Consider the following 19,863-nt stretch of genomic DNA (forward strand, 5'->3'; position numbering starts at 1 on the left):
GGAGACGAGGATGCACCAACCGCTTACGCAGTCCAAGCGCGTCGTTGACCCGACGGGACGTGGTTATCTGCTGCTCGAGTCGCATCCGGCCGGATGCTTTCGCAGCGTCGAGCTGATGCGGGCCGAGGTGTCGGCCCCTGAGATGCCACCGGCGCGGCGGCCGACGGTGCTGGTGATCGGGTCGAGCGCCGGCTATGGCCTGGCGAGCACGATCGCCGGGCTGGTGCGGTACGGCATCGACGGTGTGGGCATCGGCCTCGAGCGGCCGGCCGGGCTTCGCAGTGCGACTGCCGGGTGGTACCGCACCATCGCCGCCGACGCGATCGCCCAGGAGCTCGGGTCGGACTTCTCGTTCCTCAACGCCGACGCGTTCGCCGATACCACCAAGACCGAGACGCTGGATCTGCTGGCCAAGCGGTTCGGTGGCGTGGACCACCTGATCTACAGCGTGGCGGCGCCCCGGCGCACCGATCCACGGAGCGGCAGTACCTACCAGTCGGTGCTCAAGCCGCTCGGCACGCCGTACAGCACTCGGAACCTGGAGTTCGCCGACGACGGTGCCGCGTACTTGCGCGAGGTCACTGTTGGCCCGGCGAACGAAGCCGAGACCGCCGCGACAGTGCGTGTCATGGGTGGCGAGGACTGGTACCGCTGGGTCACCGCGCTGGCGGAGCGAGGGCTGCTGCGCGAAGGGTTTCGCACGGTCGCCCTCACCTATATCGGCTCGCCGCTGACCTCGGCCATCTACCGCAAGGGCACGATCGGCGCGGCCAAGGCCGATCTGGAGTCCACCGCGGGCGCTCTGACCGAGCAACTGGCCGCAGTGGGAGGCCGCGCCTACACCTCGGTGAACGGAGCTGCGATCACTCAGGCGTTGACCGCCATCCCGGGCATCCCGCTCTATGTCAGTCTGCTCCGCGGCGTCCTGGGCGACCGTTTCCCGTCCCCCGTCGAGCAGTCGCTCCAGCTGTGGAACCAGCTCAGCGCACACCGGCCCGACGTGGACGAGTCAGGCCGCATCCGCCTCGATCGCTGGGAGCTGTCCGAGCCGGTCCAGGCCGCCGTGGCCGAACGCTGGCAGTCGATCACCTCCGAGACCCTCACCGAGCTGGCCGACATTCCGTGGTTCCGTGCCCAGTTCCGTTCCCTGTACGGCTTCGGCGTTCCCGGCGTCGACTACGCCACCCCGGTCGAGACCGACCTGTCCTGGCCGAACCCGTCGCCTCCTTGAACTCGCCGTTGAGGGCGTGACCGTCTCCCTCAACAACTGACGTCATCACTCGACCCGGCGCGGTGGGCGTTCCTCCTCTCCCGCGCCGGCACCATCTACGGGCGGCTCGTACGAGATCCAGCGTGGCATCATCGCCGGTCGCGTGCTCGGCCCCCGAAGGGAGCCTGAAATCATGACCGATTCCCCCAAGAAGTACGGCCAGTGGCTGGCCGGCGCCTGGCGCGAGCCCGAGCAAGGTCATTACCAGGTCACCAACCCGGCCACCGAGGAAGCCGTCGGCTACGCCCCCGAGGGCCACGCCGCCGAGGTCTGGTCCGCCGCTGAGGCCGCCAGGGACGCCTTCGACGACTGGTCCCGCACCGAGCCGCGCGAGCGCGCCGCCATCCTGGAGCGCATCGGATCCTTGATCTCCGAACGGGCCGACGAGCTGGTGCCCTTGGTGCAGGCCGAGACCGGCGCGACCAGGCGGGTGGCGAAGTCCACGGTGCTCGCCGCAGCCGACCGCTTCCGCCGCTGCGCGCGCGGCGCGCTGGAGCCCGACGCCGTACCCTTCGCGCCGCACCCCGTCACCGCGAGCCCGCTCGGACCCGGCGGGCTCATCGGCGCGACGGCCGTGCGCCGTCCCGTCGGCGTCGTCGCATGCATCACCTCCTATACCTTCTCCATCGCCAACCTCGCGGGCAAGGTCGCCCCGGCGCTCGCCATGGGCAACACCGTGATTGCCAAGCCCGCAGCGCAGGACCCACTCGGCTGTCTGGAGCTGGGCCCGATCATGAAGGAGGCCGGTCTGCCGGACGGTGTCTACAACGTGGTCGCGGGATCAGGACCCATTACGGGCGAGGCGCTGGTCGCCCATTACGACACCGACATGGTCAGCTTCACCGGCTCCACCGCCGAGGGAAAGAGGATCGCCGAAGCCGCGGGCGGGCAGATGAAGCGCACCCTCATGGAGTTCGGCGGCAAGGGCGCGGCCATCCTTCTGGAGGACGCCGACGACAACACCTTCAAGTCGGCGGTCATGGCGGTCAGCTCGGCCTTCGCCGTCCACAGCGGTCAGATCCGCACGGCTCCGACCCGGATGCTCGTACACCGATCGCTGTACGAGAAGGCCGTCGCCGCACTCACACGGTATGCACGGGACGCGACAGTCGGTGACCCCGCGGATGACTCCACCATGGTCGGCCCGGTCATCTCCGCCGCCCAGCGCGACCGCGTCGAGGCGTACGTCGAAGGCGCCAGGCAGGAGGGCGCCCGGGTCGCCGTCGGCGGTGAACGTCCGGCGCTCAAGCCCGGGTTCTACGTCGCCCCCACTGTCCTCGCCGATGTCACCCCGGACATGACCGTCGCACAGGAGGAGATCTTCGGTCCGGTGGTCGTCGTGATCCCCTTCGACGAAGAGGACGAGGCGGTACGGATCGCCACCGGCATTCCATACGGCCTCTACGACTACGTCTTCTCAGGCGACACCGCCCGCGCCTGGCACCTCGCGGCCCGGCTGCGCAGCGGCAACGTCGGCATCAACACCGCACAGCGCCACCCCGAGACGCCCTTCGGCGGCTCCTCCGGGCTGCACGCGTACAGCGAACTCCAGTCGGTCGTCTGGCCGTCCTGAGCCGAGAGGGAACGAACCCATGCGAGGCGTCATCTTCGACGGTAAGCAGCCGTACATCGTGGACGATCTGGAATCCGAGCCCCGGGCCCCGGTGAGGTCCTCGTCGGCATCCGGGCGGCCGGGCTCTGACACAGTGACCTGCCCGTGATCGACGGCACCATCCTGTTCCCGCCGCCGGTCGCCCTCGGCCACGAGGGCGACCGGCGGCGGCGAGCCGTGCCCCGTGTCGAGCCCGGCGACCACGTGGCCTCTCCACCATCGCCAACTGCGGCACCCGCGCCGAGTGCCAGCGTGGCCGCCCACCATGTGCCGCAGCTCCTTCGGCAATCCGGAGCAGCCCTTCAGCTGCGGCGGCGAAAAGCTCTGGAAGTTCGCCGCCAACTCCGCCTTCGCCGAATGCACGCGGTCAAGGCCCGCCGGGCGATGCCCGGCGCAGAAAGAGCGAGGAGCGCGTGAGAGAAGAGCGTGAGGTGCGCTGGCATGCGGCCATGGAGGAAGTGAAGGAGCATGCTGTCCGGGAGCAGTTCGAGGTCCACTTCGCCGCTCCAGCAGATGATGCTGATCCCATCCGGTGTGGCCTCACGGCCCACTCTGCGATCGTCCATCAGGCCCTTCCGCGGCAGGTCCGCCAGCAGCCCTCGGACGAACTTCCCCACCCGACGGCGGGGGTCGGCATGCGCGAAGCGTCCGGCTATGCGTCGCATCAGCCCTGCGAAGTCATCCCGTCCGTCCCAACGGCCCGGGTCTACGCTGTGACCCCATCGGCCACCGTCTGATCCTCAGTCTTCACACATCGATGATCACCCATGGCCCCATCTGTCCCCGACGCCACCCCAGACCTCCCCCGCCCCGCCCATGGCTACGACATCGCCAGCACCGGCCTGACCAATTGACGTGTGCAGGGACAACTGGCCGCCACCGCAGATTACAAATGGCCGTTGAGAATCATCCCGGCGGTGGTCATCACAGCGATCTGGCACGAGGGTCTGCTCCTGCTGGCCTCGGCCGAGGTACCGCTCTTCATCTCGATCGTGGTGGGCACTCTGACGGTTATCCCTGGCCGCGCGACTGTCTGGCGGGGCTCCCTCCACCCGATGCTTGAGGTGTCGCCGCGGCGGCGTCCTTCGTGCGCAGGCCCGGGATCAGCACCGCCGCCACCGCCAGGTGAATTAGGGCCAGCGCGGCCCGGGTGGCGCCGTCCATGCCGTCGCCGGTCAACGGTAGGAAGGAGATGGCCAGCACAGCGACGGCCACCCCGGTCCAGACGGCGCGGGCGCGCCGTACCCAGAACCGCTCCAGGGCGGCCAATAGCCCCCAGCCGGCGAGGGCCGCCAGCAGCGCGACCAACACCACCGGCACCGCGCCGATATCGAGCGGCTGCTCGACGGCGACGATCCGCAGCCGGTGCCCCAACACCGGGTCTGCGACCAGCCACACCAGGACAGGCGCCAGGACCGCGAGGCCCGTAACCGCCAAGCGTCGTCTGCGCGCGCTCACTTGGCACCGCCCAAGAGTGCGCCGTGCAAGAAGACCTCCACGAGCTCCTGCGTGGTCAGCTCCGGTTCGTCCTCCATATACGGCTGGGTGAAGAGCAGCCCGAAAAAGAGGGCCGCGATCTGCTCCGGCGGCTGGCGCAGCGCGGCCTTGTCGGGCTCCAGCAGATCCGCGAGGGCCGCGCGGATGTGGGTCGTCGACTCGTCCCGGCCCGCGCCGCGCACCGTGCCGGGGTGCTTGCCGCTGCGGTGCCCGGAGGCGTGCAGAGAGCCGGCGATCGCGCCCATTCGGGACAGGTGCGCCTGCAGCGATTGGGCCGCCTCTGCGAGCCGGTCGGGCAGCGGCTGGGATACCTCGATCGCACCGAGTTCGCGGACCGCGTGCTCGGGGGAAAGGGCCTCCGCCAGGCAGGCTTGCAGCAACTCGTCCTTGTCGGCGAAGACCCGGAAGATCGTGCCCTCGCCGATGCCCGCGGCGCGGGCGACCTTCGCGGTGGTCACCGCGGCGCCGTACTCTGCGATCAGCGGGATCGCGGTCTGGATGATCATCGCGCGCCGCTCCTCCGGCGACATGCCTGGGGCGCGGCGGCGGGTGGTCTGGTTCTGCCCGGGGGCTGTCATGACCGCGAGAGTACGGAGTGAGGGCTCACTCTGTCAATGAGTGAGCCCTCACTCCGTTAGCCCTTTCTCGTACTTGGCTACTTGCCGGTGGCAGCCCACCAAGATCGGCGGACGCTGCTGACGGCCGGCCGGGACGTACCGCTGCTCGGTAAACTGTTCACGCGTCGGCGGTCGGCCTGCTGGGCATGCTGGCAGAGGCCCCCGACACCGCAGGGGTCATGGCTTTCCGCACGCGTGTGTAGGCGATGCTCGAGGTGCTGTTGGCGGCGTTGCCGGACGGCGAGGGCCGGTGCACTGACGTGGGCGGTGCGGACTTCGTAGGACGAGCTGGCTTTTAGTTTGCCGGCGGGGTGCTTGTCGGGAAGCAATAAAGTCCTGGGAATTGTCATCCGGTCCCTGTGGAAGCCGGTTCGGTGGCCGCTCGGCGGCCGGACGCCTTTGGACGGTGCAGCATCGGGCGGCACGGGTCAACCTGTTGCGTGTGCTCTGATCAGGCACAACGTCACTACGCGGCACGACGGAACACCACGCAACACGAACCCTCACGGTCTCGTAATGCGTAGGTCTCGGGTTCGAATCCCGAAGGCGGCTCTGTAGAAGCCTCAGGACTCACTCGCCGTGACCTGGGGCTTTTGCTTTTGTCAAGATCAATTCATGGCAGCTGGATGCCCCTTCCTGGGCGCCACGACCGCCTCCGGTGGACAACCGGTGGACAGGCGTGCAGCGAGCGTGCAGGGCGGTGGACAAACGGGTGGTTGCCGAAGGGTGACGAGCGGCCGAGATCCGGGCCGCGTCTTCCCTGGCGTACCTCGGTGCGTATGACTGGCGCGGAGGCCGTGCCGGTGCTGAGCGTGATGCTGAGCGAGGACGGGGGGCGGATCGAGATCGTGATCCGTGTCGACGGCGTGGAGGCGATGCGGTCCACGGCGGCCGGGGCTTCGGGCACATCGGTGTGCGTCGAGGAGCCTGGGGTGATGTGGTGACGCCTGTGCTGGGTGGCAGAACGCATTGGTCATACCGGCCCAGGTGATCTGAGTCAGGGGTCAAGGCCCAACGTCTGAGGTCGTTGAGTCGGCCGGTTCCGTCCGGTGGGCGGGCCCTGACCGTCTCGTCGGGCACCAGGAACAGCTCGGGGCGGCGTGAAGCTGTTGGCCGGCGTGGTCAGTGATCGGCGCTGCCGGGTGGTGCGACCCATTGGGAGGGCTGGCCGGTGAGGGCGGCGATCATGTCGAAGTCGCCGTCGTAGTGGAGGATGGTGGCGCGATTCTGCTCGGCGGTGGCGGCGATGAGGAGGTCGGGGAGCGACAGGGCCCGGTGGAAGCCTGCGTTGAGGGCGTGCCGCTGGACCTCCAGGGCTCGGGTGAAGCTGTCGTCGTCGGTGCGCAGGTAGTCGAAGGCGTGCAGCCAGGTGCTGATGCGCGTCGCTTCCCCGCTGTCCCGGGCCGAGTGGATCATCTCGTACTCGGTGGGTTGGCAGACGGCGAGCAGGTAGCGCTCGTGGAGTGGTTTCAGCACCTCTCGGACGCTGGGTTTCGTCCAGCGGGCGAGGGCGGACTTGTCGATCAGGTAGCGGTCTTGCATCAGGCGGCCTGGCCGCCGTGGCGCTTGAGGGTTCCGTCGGCATTACGGGGGCCGGTGCTGTCGATGATCTCGCTGAAGTCGAGTTCCCCGGCGTCCATGGCGTCGAAGCCCTCCTGCCGCAGGTGCCGCTTGACGGCGTCTTCCATGGCCAGACGGACGGCTTTGGCCTTGGTCTTGGTGCCGAAGATGCGCATGGCCTCGGTGACCATCTCTTCGTCGAGGTCGATAACAGTACGAGCCACGAAGCCACCTCCCGGATAGTTGTAGCGACCTGCTAAAAACGATACCGCTTCATCGCATTGAAAGATGTCGTTTCGCTGGTGACTGTTTTTGCTGGCCCAGGCGCCAGGCTCGGCGGCGGCTCGGATGGCCGCCCGGTGGCCGGACGCCTTCGGATGGGGCAGCACGGGGTAGCAGGGGGCAACCTGCCACAAGTGCCCTGATCAGGCACGACATTACTCGGTGGCATCACGCAGCATCCGGCAACATGATCGCTCACGGTCTCGTAATGCGTAGGTCTCGTACCTGACGACGCGCGCCGACTGCACTCCACACCCTGAGACGACTTCAAGGGCGCTGGGCAGCTCGAAAGGCGGCTCACCCCACCTCAAGAGCGCGGCTCGGCAGGGACATCCCAGGGACGTTTCAGGGACTTTCACGCGTGTCTCAGGGAGATTTCAGGGATTTTCCGCCGCGTAAGCAGGGAAGGCCCTGACAGCGCTGAAAGATGGAAACACGCTGGTCAGGGCCTATGTGCCTCAGCACTCGATGATGTTCACCGCGAGCCCGCCCCGGGCGGTCTCCTTGTACTTGACCGACATGTCCGCGCCCGTGCCCTCCGGGGCCTTGCCGACCTTGATGAAGGCGCCCACCCCTCAGTTGTTGGCCGGCCCCGTGCACTGGCCTGGCCGCCCCGACCTTGCCCCCTGCCGTGCCTCACCGCGTTCGGCCTGGTCATGTGGACCGCCTCGACAGTGATATTGATCGGCGGGCCGATGGCTGAGACGTACCGCATCGGGGCCCGAGGCGGCTAGGCGAGGGTTCGCCATCTTGAGAACGCCGGTGGCGCCGTCAGTACGGACATTGCAAGGATCCTTCGGTGAGTACTTTCCGTGATGGCTGACGGTTGCTCAGATGCGCCTGACGTCTCGTCAATCATTCAAGATCATCTTGTACATGCATTGCACAAGGTGCTGAAAAATGACAGAGATCAGTGGAAGGCCGTGAAGGGTGGTATCTGCAGGTCAGCTGGCACATTGAGGTGTTGTGCCCCTTGCCGCCAAGGGGCACAACACCCCGCCGATCAGATGTCCCGGAAGATCTCGATCTGCGCCCCCACCGAGTTCAGCCGCTCCGCCAGCTCCTCGTAGCCGCGGTTGATCACGTACACGTTGCGCAGTACGGACGTCCCCTCGGCGGCCATCATCGCCAGCAGCACCACCACCGCCGGACGCAGGGCGGGCGGGCACATCATCTCGGCGGCGCGCCAGCGGGTCGGGCCCTCGACCAGGACACGGTGCGGGTCCAGCAACTGGAGCCTGCCGCCGAGGCGGTTGAGGTCGGTGAGGTAGATGGCGCGGTTGTCGTAGACCCAGTCGTGGATCAGGGTCTTGCCGTGCGCGGAGGCCGCGATGGCCGCGAAGAACGGCACGTTGTCGATGTTCAGGCCGGGGAAGGGCATCGGGTGGATCTTGTCGATGGGCGCCTCCAGTTTGGAGGGCCGGACCGTCAGGTCCACCAGCCGGGTACGGCCGTTGTCGGCGGCGTACTCCGCCGTCCGGTCGCAGTCGACGCCCATCTCCTCGAGGACCGCGAGCTCGATCTCCAGGAACTCGATCGGCACGCGACGGATCGTCAGCTCGGACTCCGTCACCACGGCGGCGGCCAGCAGGCTCATCGCCTCGACCGGGTCCTCGGAGGGGGAGTAGTCGACATCCACGTCGATCTCCGGCACGCCGTGCACCGTGAGCGTCGTCGTGCCGACTCCGTCGACGCGTACGCCGAGGGCCTCCAGGAAGAAGCACAGGTCCTGGACCATGTAGTTGGAGGACGCGTTGCGGATGACGGTCGTGCCGTCGTGCCGGGCCGCGGCCAGCAGGGCGTTCTCGGTCACCGTGTCGCCGCGCTCGGTCAGGACGATGGGGCGGCCCGGCCGGACCTGGTGGTCGACCTGCGCGTGGTAGAGCCCGTCGGTCGCCGCGATCTCGAGACCGAAGCGGCGCAGCGCGATCATGTGTGGCTCGATGGTGCGCGTGCCCAGGTCGCAGCCGCCGGCGTACGGCAGGGTGAAGCGGTCCGTGCGGTGCAGCAGCGGGCCCAGGAACATGATGATGGAGCGGGTCCGGCGCGCGGCGTCCGCGTCGATGGACTCCAGGTCGAGCTGGGCGGGCGGCAGGATCTCGAGGTCCACGCCGTCGTTGATCCAGCGGGTGCGTACGCCGATGGAGTTGAGGACCTCCAGGAGCCGGAAGACCTCCTCGATGCGGGCCACCCGGCGCAGGACGGTGCGCCCCTTGTTGAGCAGCGTGCCGCAGAGCAGGGCGACACACGCGTTCTTGCTCGTTTTGACGTCGATGGAGCCGGAGAGCCGGCGCCCGCCGACCACACGCAGATGCATGGGTCCGGCGTAGCCGAGCGAAACGATCTCGCTGTCGAGTGCTTCGCCGATGCGGGCGATCATCTCAAGGCTGATGTTCTGGTTGCCGCGCTCGATGCGGTTGACGGCGCTCTGGCTCGTGGCGAGCGCCTCGGCAAGTTGTGTCTGTGTCCAGCCGCGATGCTGACGGGCGTCGCGGATGAGCTTGCCGATACGTGCGAGGTAGTCGTCTTCCATGTCCGCACGCTATCTCACATATGAGATGAAGGCCGTGTCGGGGGGTGTGCCGGTCGGGTCGCAGTGCGGTGCCGGGCCGTAGGTCGGCGCCTGGTTGAAGGCTCCGGCCCACCTGGCGGCCCGGCATGCCGGGCGCCGCCGAACGGGTGAGGTCAGCCGCGGCGGCTCCGCTTCGTCGTCTTCCGCCAGCCGAAGGGGCCGGGCAGGTCCATCGACGTGGTGCGCCGGCCGGTGCTGCTGTGGGTGCGCTTCGGGCCGTTCCGCCCGCCGGTCGTCACGGACCACGAACGCCGGTTGATGTTCAGCCGGACGCCCGGAAGGATCTGAAAGCTCTTGCGGAATGTGAGCGGCATCTGCGCCTCCTGTGTCAGCGGTACGGGTATCCCGAAGTCGCCCGCTCATGCGCGGGCGGACGGTCGAGGTCGTGCCGCCGGTGGGCGGGGCGTGGTTCGCGGCGTGGTGCCGGGGTACGCGCAGGTGCGGCGGGGCGTCGGAGTCCGGCCCCGCCGCGCCCTCGGGAGTGCTGTTCGATCGCGGCCGCGGCCGCGCGAGGGTGTGCAGTGGCGTCGGACACGGGCGCCCGGGCATGACCGCGCGGCGGCTATGTACTAGAGTTATCTCGACATCGAGATATCTGCCGAGGCGCACCGCAGCCGCCGCGCGGTAAGGGTTACCTAACTAACCCTTACCTTAGCGGATGGTGGGGGCCGCAGGCGGCGCCGGCCGCACATGAGGCGCGGCGCGGTTGAACGCGCACATTGAAGAAGGAGACTGTCGTGTCGGCGAACAGCTTCGACGCCCGCAGCACGCTGCGCGTGGGTGACGAGTCGTACGAGATCTTCAAGCTGGACAAGGTCGAGGGCTCCGCGCGCCTCCCTTACAGCCTGAAGGTGCTGCTGGAGAACCTGCTCCGCACCGAGGACGGCGCGAACATCACCGCCGATCACATCCGGGCGCTCGGCGGATGGGACTCGCAGGCGCAGCCCAGCCAGGAGATCCAGTTCACGCCGGCCCGCGTGATCATGCAGGACTTCACGGGTGTCCCGTGCGTCGTGGACCTCGCCACCATGCGTGAGGCCGTGAAGGAGCTCGGCGGCGACCCGGCGAAGATCAACCCGCTGGCCCCGGCCGAGCTGGTCATCGACCACTCCGTCATCGCCGACAAGTTCGGTACCAACGAGGCGTTCGCGCAGAACGTCGAGCTGGAGTACGGCCGCAACAAGGAGCGCTACCAGTTCCTGCGCTGGGGCCAGACCGCCTTCGACGAGTTCAAGGTCGTCCCCCCGGGCACCGGCATCGTCCACCAGGTGAACATCGAGCACCTGGCCCGCACGGTCATGGTCCGCAACGGCCAGGCGTACCCCGACACCCTCGTCGGCACCGACTCGCACACCACCATGGTCAACGGCCTCGGCGTGCTGGGCTGGGGTGTCGGCGGCATCGAGGCCGAGGCCGCGATGCTCGGCCAGCCGGTCTCCATGCTCATCCCTCGCGTCGTCGGCTTCAAGCTGACCGGCGAGCTCCCGGCCGGCACCACCGCCACCGACCTCGTGCTGACCATCACCGAGATGCTCCGCAAGCACGGCGTCGTCGGCAAGTTCGTCGAGTTCTACGGTGAGGGCGTCGGCGCCACCTCCCTCGCGAACCGCGCCACCATCGGCAACATGTCGCCCGAGTTCGGCTCCACCGCCGCGATCTTCCCGATTGACGACGAGACGCTGAAGTACCTGCGCCTCACCGGCCGCGACGCCCAGCAGGTCGCGCTGGTCGAGGCGTACGCCAAGGAGCAGGGCCTCTGGCTGGACCCGGCCGCCGAGCCCGACTTCTCCGAGAAGCTGGAGCTCGACCTCTCCACGGTCGTCCCCTCCATCGCCGGCCCGAAGCGCCCGCAGGACCGCATCGTCCTCGCCAACGCCGCACAGCAGTTCGCGCAGGACGTGCGCAACTACGTGGACGAGGTCGACGAGGCGGGCAAGGAGTCCTTCCCGGCCTCCGACGCCCCGGCCGTCAGTCCGAACGGCGGCCCGTCGAAGCCGGTCACCGTGACCGCTCCCGACGGTTCGACGTACGAGATCGACCACGGCGCCGTCACCGTCGCCGCGATCACCTCCTGCACCAACACCTCGAACCCCTACGTCATGGTCGCCGCGGCGCTCGTGGCGAAGAAGGCCGTCGAGAAGGGCCTGACCCGCAAGCCGTGGGTCAAGACGACCCTCGCCCCGGGCTCCAAGGTCGTCACCGACTACTTCGACAAGGCGGGCCTGACCCCGTACCTCGACAAGGTCGGCTTCAACCTCGTCGGCTACGGCTGCACCACCTGCATCGGCAACTCCGGCCCGCTGCCGGAAGAGGTCTCCAAGGCCGTCAACGACCACGACCTGGCCGTGACCTCGGTGCTCTCCGGTAACCGCAACTTCGAGGGCCGGATCAACCCCGACGTCAAGATGAACTACCTGGCGTCCCCGCCGCTGGTCGTCGCGTACGCCATCGCCGGTTCGATGAAGGTCGACATCACCAAGGACGCCCTCGGTGTCGACCAGGACGGCAACCCCGTCTTCCTGACGGACATCTGGCCCTCCGAGGCCGAGGTCAACGACGTCGTCGCCAACTCCATCGGCGAGGACATGTTCAACAAGTCCTACCAGGACGTCTTCGCGGGCGACGCCCAGTGGCAGGCGCTGCCGATCCCGACCGGCAACACCTTCGAGTGGGACTCCGAGTCCACCTACGTGCGTAAGCCCCCGTACTTCGAGGGCATGGCGATGGAGACGACCCCGGTCGAGGACATCACCGGTGCCCGCGTGCTCGCCAAGCTCGGCGACTCGGTCACCACCGACCACATCTCCCCGGCCGGTGCGATCAAGGCCGACACCCCGGCCGGCAAGTACCTCACGGAGCACGGCATCGAGCGCCGTGACTTCAACTCCTACGGCTCGCGCCGTGGTAACCACGAGGTCATGATCCGCGGCACGTTCGCCAACATCCGCCTGCGCAACCAGATCGCGCCGGGCACCGAGGGCGGCTACACCCGCGACTTCACGCAGGCCGACGCGCCGGTGTCGTTCATCTACGACGCCTCGCAGAACTACCAGGCCGCGGGCACCCCGCTCGTGATCCTCGCGGGCAAGGAGTACGGCTCCGGCTCGTCCCGCGACTGGGCGGCCAAGGGCACCGCGCTCCTGGGCGTCAAGGCCGTCATCGCCGAGTCCTACGAGCGCATCCACCGCTCGAACCTCATCGGTATGGGCGTCCTTCCGCTCCAGTTCCCGGAGGGCCACACCGCCGAGTCCCTCGGCCTCACCGGCGAGGAGGCCTTCTCCTTCACCGGCGTGACCGAGCTGAACAACGGCACCACGCCGCGCACGGTCAAGGTCACCACCGACACCGGTGTGGAGTTCGACGGTGTCGTCCGTATCGACACCCCGGGCGAGGCGGACTACTACCGCAACGGCGGCATCCTGCAGTATGTGCTCCGCAGCCTGATCCGCAGCTAGCAGCACCGTCGAGTGAGCGAAGGGCCGCACCCACGGGGTGCGGCCCTTCGCCCGTCAGGGCCTCTCGTTCGGGCCACGCGGCCTGACCCGAACGAAAGGCCCTAGGCTCGAAGGTCTGATGAAGAACACCCTCACCTCGCAGGCCTCCAAGGCCGGGCACGAGTCCGTGCGACGTCACAACCTGAGCCTGGTCCTGCGGACCGTGCGCGACGAGGGCGAGGTCACCCGGGCCCGGGTGGCGGGCCTCGTGGGGCTCACGCGGGCCGCCGTCTCCTCACTCGTGGAGGAGCTGCTCGCGCTGGACTGCCTCAGCGAGTCCGGCAAGACCTCCAGCGGCTCCGCCGGGCGCCCCGGCACCGTACTGAAGCTCTCCCGGACAGGCCCGGCGGGGCTCGGCGTCGAGATCAACATCGACTACGTCTCCGTGTGCGCCGTCGACCTCACCGGCACCGACCGGGTCCGGGTCACCGAGCACACCGACCACCGGAACGTCCCGCCCGCCGAGGTCCTGGCCCACGCCGCGCGGCTCACCAACCGCGTCATCGCCTCCACCAGGGAACAGGAACTGCGGGTGGTCGGCGTCGAACTGGCGCTGCCCGGCCTCGTCTCCGGCGGCGTCGTACGGCAGGCGCCCAACCTCGGCTGGAGCAGGGTCGCCGCCGAGGGCATCTTCGGACAGGCGCTCAGCACCCTGCGCCCGGCGGGGCGGGCGCTGGCCGTCGGCTCCGACAACGAGGCCAACCTGGCGGCCCTGGCCGAGCTGTGGTTCGGGGGACTCGGCGGCGTACGCACGTTCCTCTATCTCACCGGTGAGATCGGCGTCGGCGGCGCGCTCGTCGTGAACGGCGAGTTGCTGCGCGGTGCCCACGGGTTCGCCGGCGAGATCGGCCACGTCGTCGTCGACCCCGATGGCCCGCTCTGCCGGTGCGGAGCCCACGGCTGTCTGGAGCAGTACGCGGGCCGGGCGGCCCTGCTACGGGCGGCCGGCCTCGACCCGGACACCGGCGTACGCGGGATCGCCGAACTGGAGCAGCGCGCCGCGGCCGGGGAGAAGCGCGCCGTCACCGCACTGCACGAGGCGGGGGACCGGCTGGGCATGGTTCTGGCCGGCGCGGTCAACCTCTTCGACCCCGAGGCGGTCGTGCTGGGAGGGATCTACCGCAACCTGATGCCCTGGCTGGAGGGACCCGCGGACGCCCAGCTCACCGCCCGGGTCGTCTCCGGCCGCTGGCACGAGAACGGCAGCCGGCTGCGGGCCTCGTCCCTCTCGGGCGACGCGGCTCGGGGCGCGGCGGCCCGCGTGGTGCACGACGTACTCGACAACCCGGGTTCCTTCGCGGTGCGTTGACGGCATGGCTGCCAGTTCACCCCGTGGGTCGCGACCGGGGGAGTGCTACGCTCGAAGGCTTTGTTCCGACAGGAAGGAAAGTCATGGAACTCCCTTCTCTTCACGGTCAGTTCCTCGAGGATGTGCTCCCGCGGATCCGGAAGGATCCGCGCGTCGCAGGGGTCGCCGCCGCCGGGTCGATCGCCGTGGGGCACCCCGACGCCTACTCGGACGTCGACCTGATCGTGGTCGTCGACGACGAGGCGTTCGCTGCCGTCATGGTGGAGCGTCTCGCGCTGATCGGCTCGTGGACCGACCTCGTCGCGGGGTTCACCGGTGAGCATGTCGGGGAACCCCGCCTGATCATCGCTCTCGTCGGACCGCCCCTCCTCCACGTCGACGTGAAGTTCGTGCGCGCTTCCGACTTCGCCGAGCGGATCGAAGACCCGGTGGTGTTGTGGGACCGGGACGGCGATCTGTCCCGGTCGCCGGCGGAGCATCCGTTCCGGGCCCCGGCGCTGGACCGGCAGTGGATCGAGGACCGCTTCTGGATCTGGGTGCACTACGGGGCGACCAAACTCGGTCGCGGCGAACTCCTCGAGACCGTCGGGTTCCTCGGCTATCTGCGCGACACCGTGCTGGGGCCGATGGCCGCCGTGCGCGTGGGCGCCCCGCCCCGCGGCGTCCGCCGCCTGGAGTCCGTAGCACCGGCCGAGGCACGCGCGCTGCGCGCGACCCTCTGCGGATACGACCGTGAGGACGCCGGGAGGGCCGTCCTGGCCTGTGTCGAGCTCTACAGGCAGTGGCGCGACGACACCGGAGCGGAGCTCGAACGACGGCACCGGGCCGAGGAACTCGCCGTGGGGTTTCTCCACGACGTCATCGCCGGGACCGTCGCCCCGCAGTGAACCCCAAAGACGCGGAGCGGGGGCGTACGCGGCCGTGGTGCACGCGTACGCCCCCGCTGCGGCGGTCAGGCCGTGTGCGCCGCGATCAGCTGCTGGTACCAGCGGTAGCTGTCCTTCGGGGTGCGCTCCAGGGTGTCGTAGTCGACCCGGATGATCCCGAACCGCTTCGCATAGCCCAGCGCCCACTCGAAGTTGTCCAGCAGCGACCACACGTAGTACCCGCGTACGTCGACACCGGCGTCCATGGCCGCCCGCAGTGCCGTCAGGTGGGTGCGCAGGTACTCCACTCGGTCCGCGTCGTGGATGGAGCCGTCCGCCTCGACGCTGTCGAACTCCGCCGAACCGTTCTCGGTGATGTGCACGGGCGGCAGGGCGTCGCCGTACGTCTGCTTCAGCACGGTCAGCAGATCGGTGAAGGACTCCGGGACGACCGGCCAGCCCATGGCCGTCTTGCGGACGTCCGGGTAGGTGCCTTCCGCGTACCGGTTGTCCGTGGCCACGCGCAGTGCCGGGTCCGCCTCACGGTGCGGGGCGGCGCCGACGACGATCGGCCGGTAGTAGTTGATGCCCAGGAAGTCCATCGGCTGGGAGATCAGCTCCAGGTCGCCCTCGCGGCGGAAGTCCTGGCCGGTGATCAGCTCGCCCCAGGTCTCCTCCTCGGTGGCCGGGTAGCGGCCCGCCAGGAGCGGCTCGGTCCACACCAGGTTGTGCTGCGTGTCCGCCCGGACGACTGCGGCGAGGTCGGCGTCCGACTCCGTGGCGGGGACGTTGCGGTCCAGGTTCAGCGTGATGCCCGCCTCGCGGACGCCCGCCGCGCGCAGCGCGTTCATCGCGTGTCCGTGACCGACCAGCAGGTGGTGGGCAGCGGCGAGAGCACCGCGGCCCTCCTGGGCGCCGGGCGCGTGCCGGCCCACCGAGTAGCCGAGGAACGCGCTGCACCAGGGCTCGTTCAGGGTGATCCAGCGCGGCACCCGGTCACCGAGGTGCTCGGCCATGATCGCGGTGTACTCGCCGAAGCGCTCCGCCGTCTCCCGGACCCGCCAGCCGCCCTTGTCCTCCAGGGCCTGCGGCAGGTCCCAGTGGTAGAGGGTGGCGGCCGGCTCGATGCCCGCCTCCAGGAGCGAGTCGACGAGCCGGGAGTAGAAGTCCAGCCCCTTCGGGTTGACCGCGCCGCTGCCCGTGGCCTGGATGCGGGACCAGGCGATGGAGAAGCGGTACGACTCCACGCCCAGGTCGCGCAGCAGCGCCACGTCCTGCGGATAGCGGTGGTAGTGGTCGCAGGCCACGTCGCCCGTGTCGCCGCCGTCCGTCCGGCCGGGCGTGTGACTGTAGGTGTCCCAGATGGACGGGCCGCGGCCGTCTTCCTCCACGGCGCCCTCGATCTGGTACGAGGCCGTGGCCGCGCCGAAGACGAATCCGGGCGGGAAGACCGGGAAGTCACTCATGGAGAACCTTTACTTGACCGAGCCGCCGGTGATCCCGGCGGCGATGTACTTCTGGGACAGGACGAGGAGGACGGCGGCGGGCACCGCCGAGAGCACCGAGGCGGCCATGACCGAACCCCAGTCGCCGACGTGCGCGCCGATGTACTGGTAGATCCCGAGCGTGATCGGCTTGACGTCGTCCGTGGTGTTCAGCGTGAGCGCGAACATGAAGTCGCTCCAGGCGTACAGGAACGAGAACAGCCCGGCGGTGATCAGCGAGTTGCGGCTCATCGGCAGGACGACCTGCACGAACGTACGGAAGCGTCCGGCGCCGTCCACCTCCGCGGCCTCGATGACCTCACGCGGGATCGACACCATGAACGAGCGCATCAGCACGATCGCGAAGGGGATGCCCAACGAGGCGTCCGCCAGCATCAGGCCGAAGTAGGAGTTGACCAGGCCGAGGTCCACGTACGCGCTGTACAGGGCGTTCGCGATGACGATGCCCGGCACCATCTGCGTGATGAGCGTGCCGAAGACGATCGTCCTGCTGCCGCGCACCTTGAACTGCGCCAGCCCGTACGCCGCCGGCGCGGAGATCGCCAGGCAGATGGCCACGGCGCCGAGCGCCACGGCCAGCGAGGTCAGCAGGTTGGTTCCCTGCTCGGTGAGGGCGGAGGTGAAGCCGGAGAAGTCCACGCCGGTCGGGACCGGGCCCACTTCGACCAGGCTGGCGTCCGGCTGCAGCGCGGTGTTGATCATCCAGTACAGCGGGAACAGCATGACCGCGAGGACGACGACGCCGAAGACGGTCGCACCCCAGCGGCGCCTGGGCCGGTGAACGGTGCCGGGAGCCGGGGCGGCGGGGATCTGGGTGGTGGTCGCCATGCCGGTCACTTCCCCTCGTTGCGGTTGACCCGCAGGTAGAACACCGCGAAGACGGCGGAGATCAGGATCAGGATGTTGCCGACCACGGCTCCGGCCCCGAAGTCCATCTGGACGAAGGAGTTCTGGTACGTGAGCGTGCCGAGCGTCTGGGTGGAGTCGGCCGGCCCGCCGTCCGTGAGGGCGAGGACCAGGTCGAGGATCTTGACCGTCGACATGAAGCCGAGCACCAGCACCACGGTGATGACGGGCTTGAGCATGGGCAGGGTGACCGAGCGGAACGTGCGCCATGCGGACGCGCCGTCGAGCGCGGCGGCCTCGTTGAGCTCCTTGGGGACCTCCTGGAGGCCGCCGTAGAGGATCACCATGTTGAACGGGATGCCGATCCAGATGTTCACCAGGATCACCGAGATCAGCGCCATGCTCGTGCTGGTCAGCCAGGGCGTGTCCCCGGGGAGGCCGATGGTGCCCAGGAAGGAGTTCAGGACACCGGTGTCCTGGTCGAAGATGCGCCGCCAGACGATGCCGGAGACGACCATCGGGACCAGCCACGGCAGCAGGATCAGCGAGCGGAGGATTCCGTTGAGCGGGAAGCGCCGGGTGAAGAAGACGGCGAGGGCCAGACCGATGCAGAACTGGCCGACCAGCGATCCGACGGTGAAGAGGATCGTCTGCCACAGGGCCTTGCCGAACAGGCCGTCACTGAAGACGTTGCTCCAGTTGTCCGTGCCGTTGAACGGCGCCTCCCCGGTGAAGAACGTGGACGGCGAGTAGTCCTGGAAGCTCATCACGATGTTGCGGACGAGCGGGTAGCCGAAGAACAGCGCCATGAAGATCACGGCGGGGGCGATGAACCCCCACTGGGCGAGCGTCCTGCGCCGCTTGGTGGTCCGCGGGTCCACGGGCTTCCTGGCCGCCTCGGCCGCGGGGGCCTTCGGGTCGGCCGGGAGCGCGGCGGCCGAGGCTGTGGTGGATGACATGGTTCGTTACCTCAGTTCCCGCTCGTGACCTGCTGCTGGGCACGCTTCAGAGCGGCCTCGCTGGACGCGCCGGTGAGCGCGGACTGGAAGGCGCTCTGCAGGGCGAGCGACACCGACGACCACTGCGCGCCGACCTTCGCGGTACGGGAACGGGCCGTGGCGACCTGTCCGGCCAGGGCGGCCAGTTCCGGAGCCTTCGTACGCCACACGGCGGCGGCCTTGGTGTTCGCCGGGACCATCCAGCTGTTCAGGGCGTAGGTGATCTGTTCCTGCTCACCCGCCATACAGCCGATGATCTTCGCGGCCGTCTTCTCGCGCTCGGTGTCGCCCGTGTTGGGCACGGTGAGCACACCGCCGCCGAGCGGACCGACCGAGTCGTCGCCGGCCTCGGGTACCGGGATCTCGGCGATGCCCCAGTCGAGCCCCTTCTTGGCGTTCAGGGTCTCGACCTGCCACGGGCCGTTGATCATCATGGCCGCGTTGCCGGCCATGAACTGGTCGTTCACGTCCGCCTGCGTCCAGTTGACCGTGGACTTGGAGAGCGAACCGTCCTTGAGGAGGGCCTTCCAGTAGTCCAGGGCCTCGGCGACCTCCGGGGTGTCCAGCTTCGACTCGTCGCCGCCGTTGGACCACATGAACGGGGTGAACTGGAAGACGCCGTCCTCCGCGCCGCCCGCGCTGAGCGCCAGGCCGTACCGCTTGCCCTGAGTCAGCTTCTTGGCGGTCGACCGCATCTCGGCCCAAGTGGTGGGCACCTCGAGGCCGGCCTTGTCGAGGGTGTCCTTGTTGTAGAACAGCGCCAGGGTGTTCACCGTGCGCGCGGCCCCGTAGTACTTCCCGTCGAACGAGCCGAAGTCGACGATCCCCTCCGGGATGTCCGTCGTGGTCAGCCCGAGGTCCTTCAGCGGGATCAGCCCGCCGGCCTCGGCGAACGTCGGCATCTCGGAGGCGTCCAGCTGGAGGACGTCCGGCAGCGACTTGGAGGACGCCATGCGCAGCGCCTTCGTCATCAGCTGCGAGGCCGGCACGCTCTGCTGCTCGATGGTGATCCCGAGCTGCTTGCTGCAGCGCTTGAGGGTGTCACCGTCCCAGCGGTGGTACGACTCGTCGGTCGAGGAGTTCATGACGGTGTAGACGTCCTCGTCCCGCTGCTGGCCGCACCCCGACAGGACGGTGCCGGCGACGAGCGCGGAGACGACGGTGAGGGGGACGACGATCCGCGGGGTGCGGCGGCTGCGGCGTCCGGTCCGCCCGTCAGGGGAAGGTTCTGTCACGGTGGTGCCCTTGCGGTAAGAGGGTGGCCGGGGCCCATGGGAACGCTCCCACGGGGTGGTAGTCAAGCCCCTGTACGGATCCGGCGGTGTCACTGGGGAAGGGGGCGGGGTGCCCGGTGGTGGGTCGGGCACCCCGGTGGGTGGGTGTGGTGGGTCAGCGGACGCCGAGGAGGTGTTCCATGGCGAGCTGGTCGAGGGCT

General features: G+C 68.9%; 16 protein-coding genes and 1 pseudogene. 7 read left to right on the forward strand and 10 right to left on the reverse strand.

The window, feature by feature from the left end; all coding sequences use genetic code 11:
- Positions 1 to 10: 10 nt before the first annotated feature.
- The 3 genes and pseudogenes from fabV to ABZ441_RS31175 form a co-directional block, all read left to right on the forward strand.
- Positions 11 to 1,231: an enoyl-[acyl-carrier-protein] reductase FabV gene (gene fabV, locus ABZ441_RS31165; RefSeq protein WP_358980320.1), complete on the forward strand. Its 1,221-nt coding sequence runs from the start codon at positions 11 to 13 to the stop codon at positions 1,229 to 1,231.
- Between the two features lie 172 nt (positions 1,232 to 1,403).
- Positions 1,404 to 2,843 carry an aldehyde dehydrogenase family protein gene (locus ABZ441_RS31170; protein WP_358980322.1) on the forward strand — a complete coding sequence of 480 codons (1,440 nt, stop codon included), beginning with the start codon at positions 1,404 to 1,406 and terminating at the stop codon, positions 2,841 to 2,843.
- Between the two features lie 19 nt (positions 2,844 to 2,862).
- Positions 2,863 to 3,246 (forward strand): annotated as a pseudogene (locus ABZ441_RS31175) (alcohol dehydrogenase catalytic domain-containing protein); the annotation flags it as partial.
- A 647-nt stretch (positions 3,247 to 3,893) separates the two neighbouring features.
- On the opposite strand, the gene ABZ441_RS31180 reads toward ABZ441_RS31175, so the two are convergent.
- The gene (locus ABZ441_RS31180; RefSeq protein WP_358980324.1) at positions 3,894 to 4,340 is read right to left on the reverse strand and encodes a DUF6069 family protein; all 447 of its coding nucleotides are present in this window, start codon (positions 4,338 to 4,340) and stop codon (positions 3,894 to 3,896) included.
- Positions 4,337 to 4,957, reverse strand: a complete 621-nt coding sequence (locus ABZ441_RS31185) for a TetR/AcrR family transcriptional regulator (RefSeq protein WP_358980326.1) — start codon at positions 4,955 to 4,957, stop codon at positions 4,337 to 4,339. Before ABZ441_RS31185 ends, ABZ441_RS31180 begins: the two co-directional genes overlap by 4 nt.
- An 818-nt stretch (positions 4,958 to 5,775) precedes the next feature.
- Here ABZ441_RS31185 and ABZ441_RS31190 point away from each other — a divergent pair.
- Positions 5,776 to 5,940 (forward strand): hypothetical protein, encoded by a 165-nt coding sequence (locus ABZ441_RS31190; protein WP_358980328.1) that lies wholly within the window; start codon positions 5,776 to 5,778, stop codon positions 5,938 to 5,940.
- 178 nt (positions 5,941 to 6,118) lie between these two features.
- On the opposite strand, the gene ABZ441_RS31195 is transcribed toward ABZ441_RS31190, so the two are convergent.
- The 4 genes from ABZ441_RS31195 to ABZ441_RS31210 form a co-directional block, all read right to left on the reverse strand.
- Positions 6,119 to 6,538: a PIN domain nuclease gene (locus ABZ441_RS31195; protein WP_358980330.1), complete on the reverse strand. Its 420-nt coding sequence runs from the start codon at positions 6,536 to 6,538 to the stop codon at positions 6,119 to 6,121.
- Positions 6,538 to 6,780 carry a type II toxin-antitoxin system VapB family antitoxin gene (locus ABZ441_RS31200; RefSeq protein ID WP_358980332.1) on the reverse strand — a complete coding sequence of 81 codons (243 nt, stop codon included), beginning with the start codon at positions 6,778 to 6,780 and terminating at the stop codon, positions 6,538 to 6,540. The genes ABZ441_RS31195 and ABZ441_RS31200 overlap by 1 nt, the downstream gene beginning before the upstream one ends.
- Before the next feature lie 1,061 nt (positions 6,781 to 7,841).
- Entirely contained in the window at positions 7,842 to 9,371 is a 1,530-nt protein-coding gene (locus tag ABZ441_RS31205) for a UDP-N-acetylglucosamine 1-carboxyvinyltransferase (RefSeq protein WP_358980334.1), read from the reverse strand.
- A 152-nt stretch (positions 9,372 to 9,523) separates the two neighbouring features.
- Complete coding sequence (locus ABZ441_RS31210) at positions 9,524 to 9,724, reverse strand: DUF4236 domain-containing protein (protein WP_358980336.1); 201 nt, start codon at positions 9,722 to 9,724, stop codon at positions 9,524 to 9,526.
- Between the two features lie 423 nt (positions 9,725 to 10,147).
- Between ABZ441_RS31210 and acnA the strand changes: the two genes are divergently transcribed.
- The 3 genes from acnA to ABZ441_RS31225 all read left to right on the forward strand — a co-directional run bounded on the left by acnA (position 10,148) and on the right by ABZ441_RS31225 (position 15,100).
- Complete coding sequence (gene acnA / locus ABZ441_RS31215) at positions 10,148 to 12,865, forward strand: aconitate hydratase AcnA (protein ID WP_358980338.1); 2,718 nt, start codon at positions 10,148 to 10,150, stop codon at positions 12,863 to 12,865.
- A gap of 118 nt (positions 12,866 to 12,983) precedes the next feature.
- Positions 12,984 to 14,213, forward strand: coding sequence for an ROK family protein (locus tag ABZ441_RS31220; protein ID WP_358980341.1), 1,230 nt, complete (start codon positions 12,984 to 12,986; stop codon positions 14,211 to 14,213).
- A gap of 83 nt (positions 14,214 to 14,296) precedes the next feature.
- Positions 14,297 to 15,100, forward strand: a complete 804-nt coding sequence (locus ABZ441_RS31225) for a nucleotidyltransferase domain-containing protein (RefSeq protein ID WP_358980343.1) — start codon at positions 14,297 to 14,299, stop codon at positions 15,098 to 15,100.
- Positions 15,101 to 15,165: 65 nt separating this feature from the next.
- Here ABZ441_RS31225 and ABZ441_RS31230 read toward each other — a convergent pair whose 3' ends face one another.
- From ABZ441_RS31230 to ABZ441_RS31245, 4 genes are read right to left on the reverse strand one after another with little or no spacing between them, the layout of a single operon-like run.
- Positions 15,166 to 16,545 (reverse strand): GH1 family beta-glucosidase, encoded by a 1,380-nt coding sequence (locus ABZ441_RS31230; RefSeq protein ID WP_358980345.1) that lies wholly within the window; start codon positions 16,543 to 16,545, stop codon positions 15,166 to 15,168.
- A 9-nt stretch (positions 16,546 to 16,554) separates the two neighbouring features.
- On the reverse strand, positions 16,555 to 17,412 hold the full coding sequence (locus ABZ441_RS31235) for a carbohydrate ABC transporter permease (protein WP_358980347.1): 858 nt from the start codon (positions 17,410 to 17,412) through the stop codon (positions 16,555 to 16,557).
- 5 nt (positions 17,413 to 17,417) lie between these two features.
- Positions 17,418 to 18,389 (reverse strand): sugar ABC transporter permease, encoded by a 972-nt coding sequence (locus ABZ441_RS31240; protein WP_358980349.1) that lies wholly within the window; start codon positions 18,387 to 18,389, stop codon positions 17,418 to 17,420.
- A gap of 11 nt (positions 18,390 to 18,400) precedes the next feature.
- Entirely contained in the window at positions 18,401 to 19,663 is a 1,263-nt protein-coding gene (locus tag ABZ441_RS31245; RefSeq protein ID WP_358980351.1) for a sugar ABC transporter substrate-binding protein, read from the reverse strand.
- Positions 19,664 to 19,863: the final 200 nt, after the last annotated feature.

Origin of the sequence: Streptomyces sp. NPDC005752 (assembly GCF_040630715.1) — a bacterium.
In the GTDB taxonomy this organism is placed as follows: domain Bacteria; phylum Actinomycetota; class Actinomycetes; order Streptomycetales; family Streptomycetaceae; genus Streptomyces.

Excerpts from the sequence above, each read along its gene's own strand:
- fabV (WP_358980320.1), top strand. The coding sequence starts at position 11 with ATGCACCAACCGCTTACGCAGTCCAAGCGCGTCGTTGACCCGACGGGA.
- ABZ441_RS31170 (WP_358980322.1), top strand. The coding sequence starts at position 1,404 with ATGACCGATTCCCCCAAGAAGTACGGCCAGTGGCTGGCCGGCGCCTGG.
- ABZ441_RS31185 (WP_358980326.1), bottom strand. The coding sequence starts at position 4,957 with ATGACAGCCCCCGGGCAGAACCAGACCACCCGCCGCCGCGCCCCAGGC.
- ABZ441_RS31190 (WP_358980328.1), top strand. The coding sequence starts at position 5,776 with ATGACTGGCGCGGAGGCCGTGCCGGTGCTGAGCGTGATGCTGAGCGAG.
- ABZ441_RS31195 (WP_358980330.1), bottom strand. The coding sequence starts at position 6,538 with ATGCAAGACCGCTACCTGATCGACAAGTCCGCCCTCGCCCGCTGGACG.
- ABZ441_RS31205 (WP_358980334.1), bottom strand. The coding sequence starts at position 9,371 with ATGGAAGACGACTACCTCGCACGTATCGGCAAGCTCATCCGCGACGCC.
- ABZ441_RS31210 (WP_358980336.1), bottom strand. The coding sequence starts at position 9,724 with ATGCCGCTCACATTCCGCAAGAGCTTTCAGATCCTTCCGGGCGTCCGG.
- ABZ441_RS31220 (WP_358980341.1), top strand. The coding sequence starts at position 12,984 with ATGAAGAACACCCTCACCTCGCAGGCCTCCAAGGCCGGGCACGAGTCC.
- ABZ441_RS31225 (WP_358980343.1), top strand. The coding sequence starts at position 14,297 with ATGGAACTCCCTTCTCTTCACGGTCAGTTCCTCGAGGATGTGCTCCCG.
- ABZ441_RS31230 (WP_358980345.1), bottom strand. The coding sequence starts at position 16,545 with ATGAGTGACTTCCCGGTCTTCCCGCCCGGATTCGTCTTCGGCGCGGCC.
- ABZ441_RS31235 (WP_358980347.1), bottom strand. The coding sequence starts at position 17,412 with ATGGCGACCACCACCCAGATCCCCGCCGCCCCGGCTCCCGGCACCGTT.
- ABZ441_RS31240 (WP_358980349.1), bottom strand. The coding sequence starts at position 18,389 with ATGTCATCCACCACAGCCTCGGCCGCCGCGCTCCCGGCCGACCCGAAG.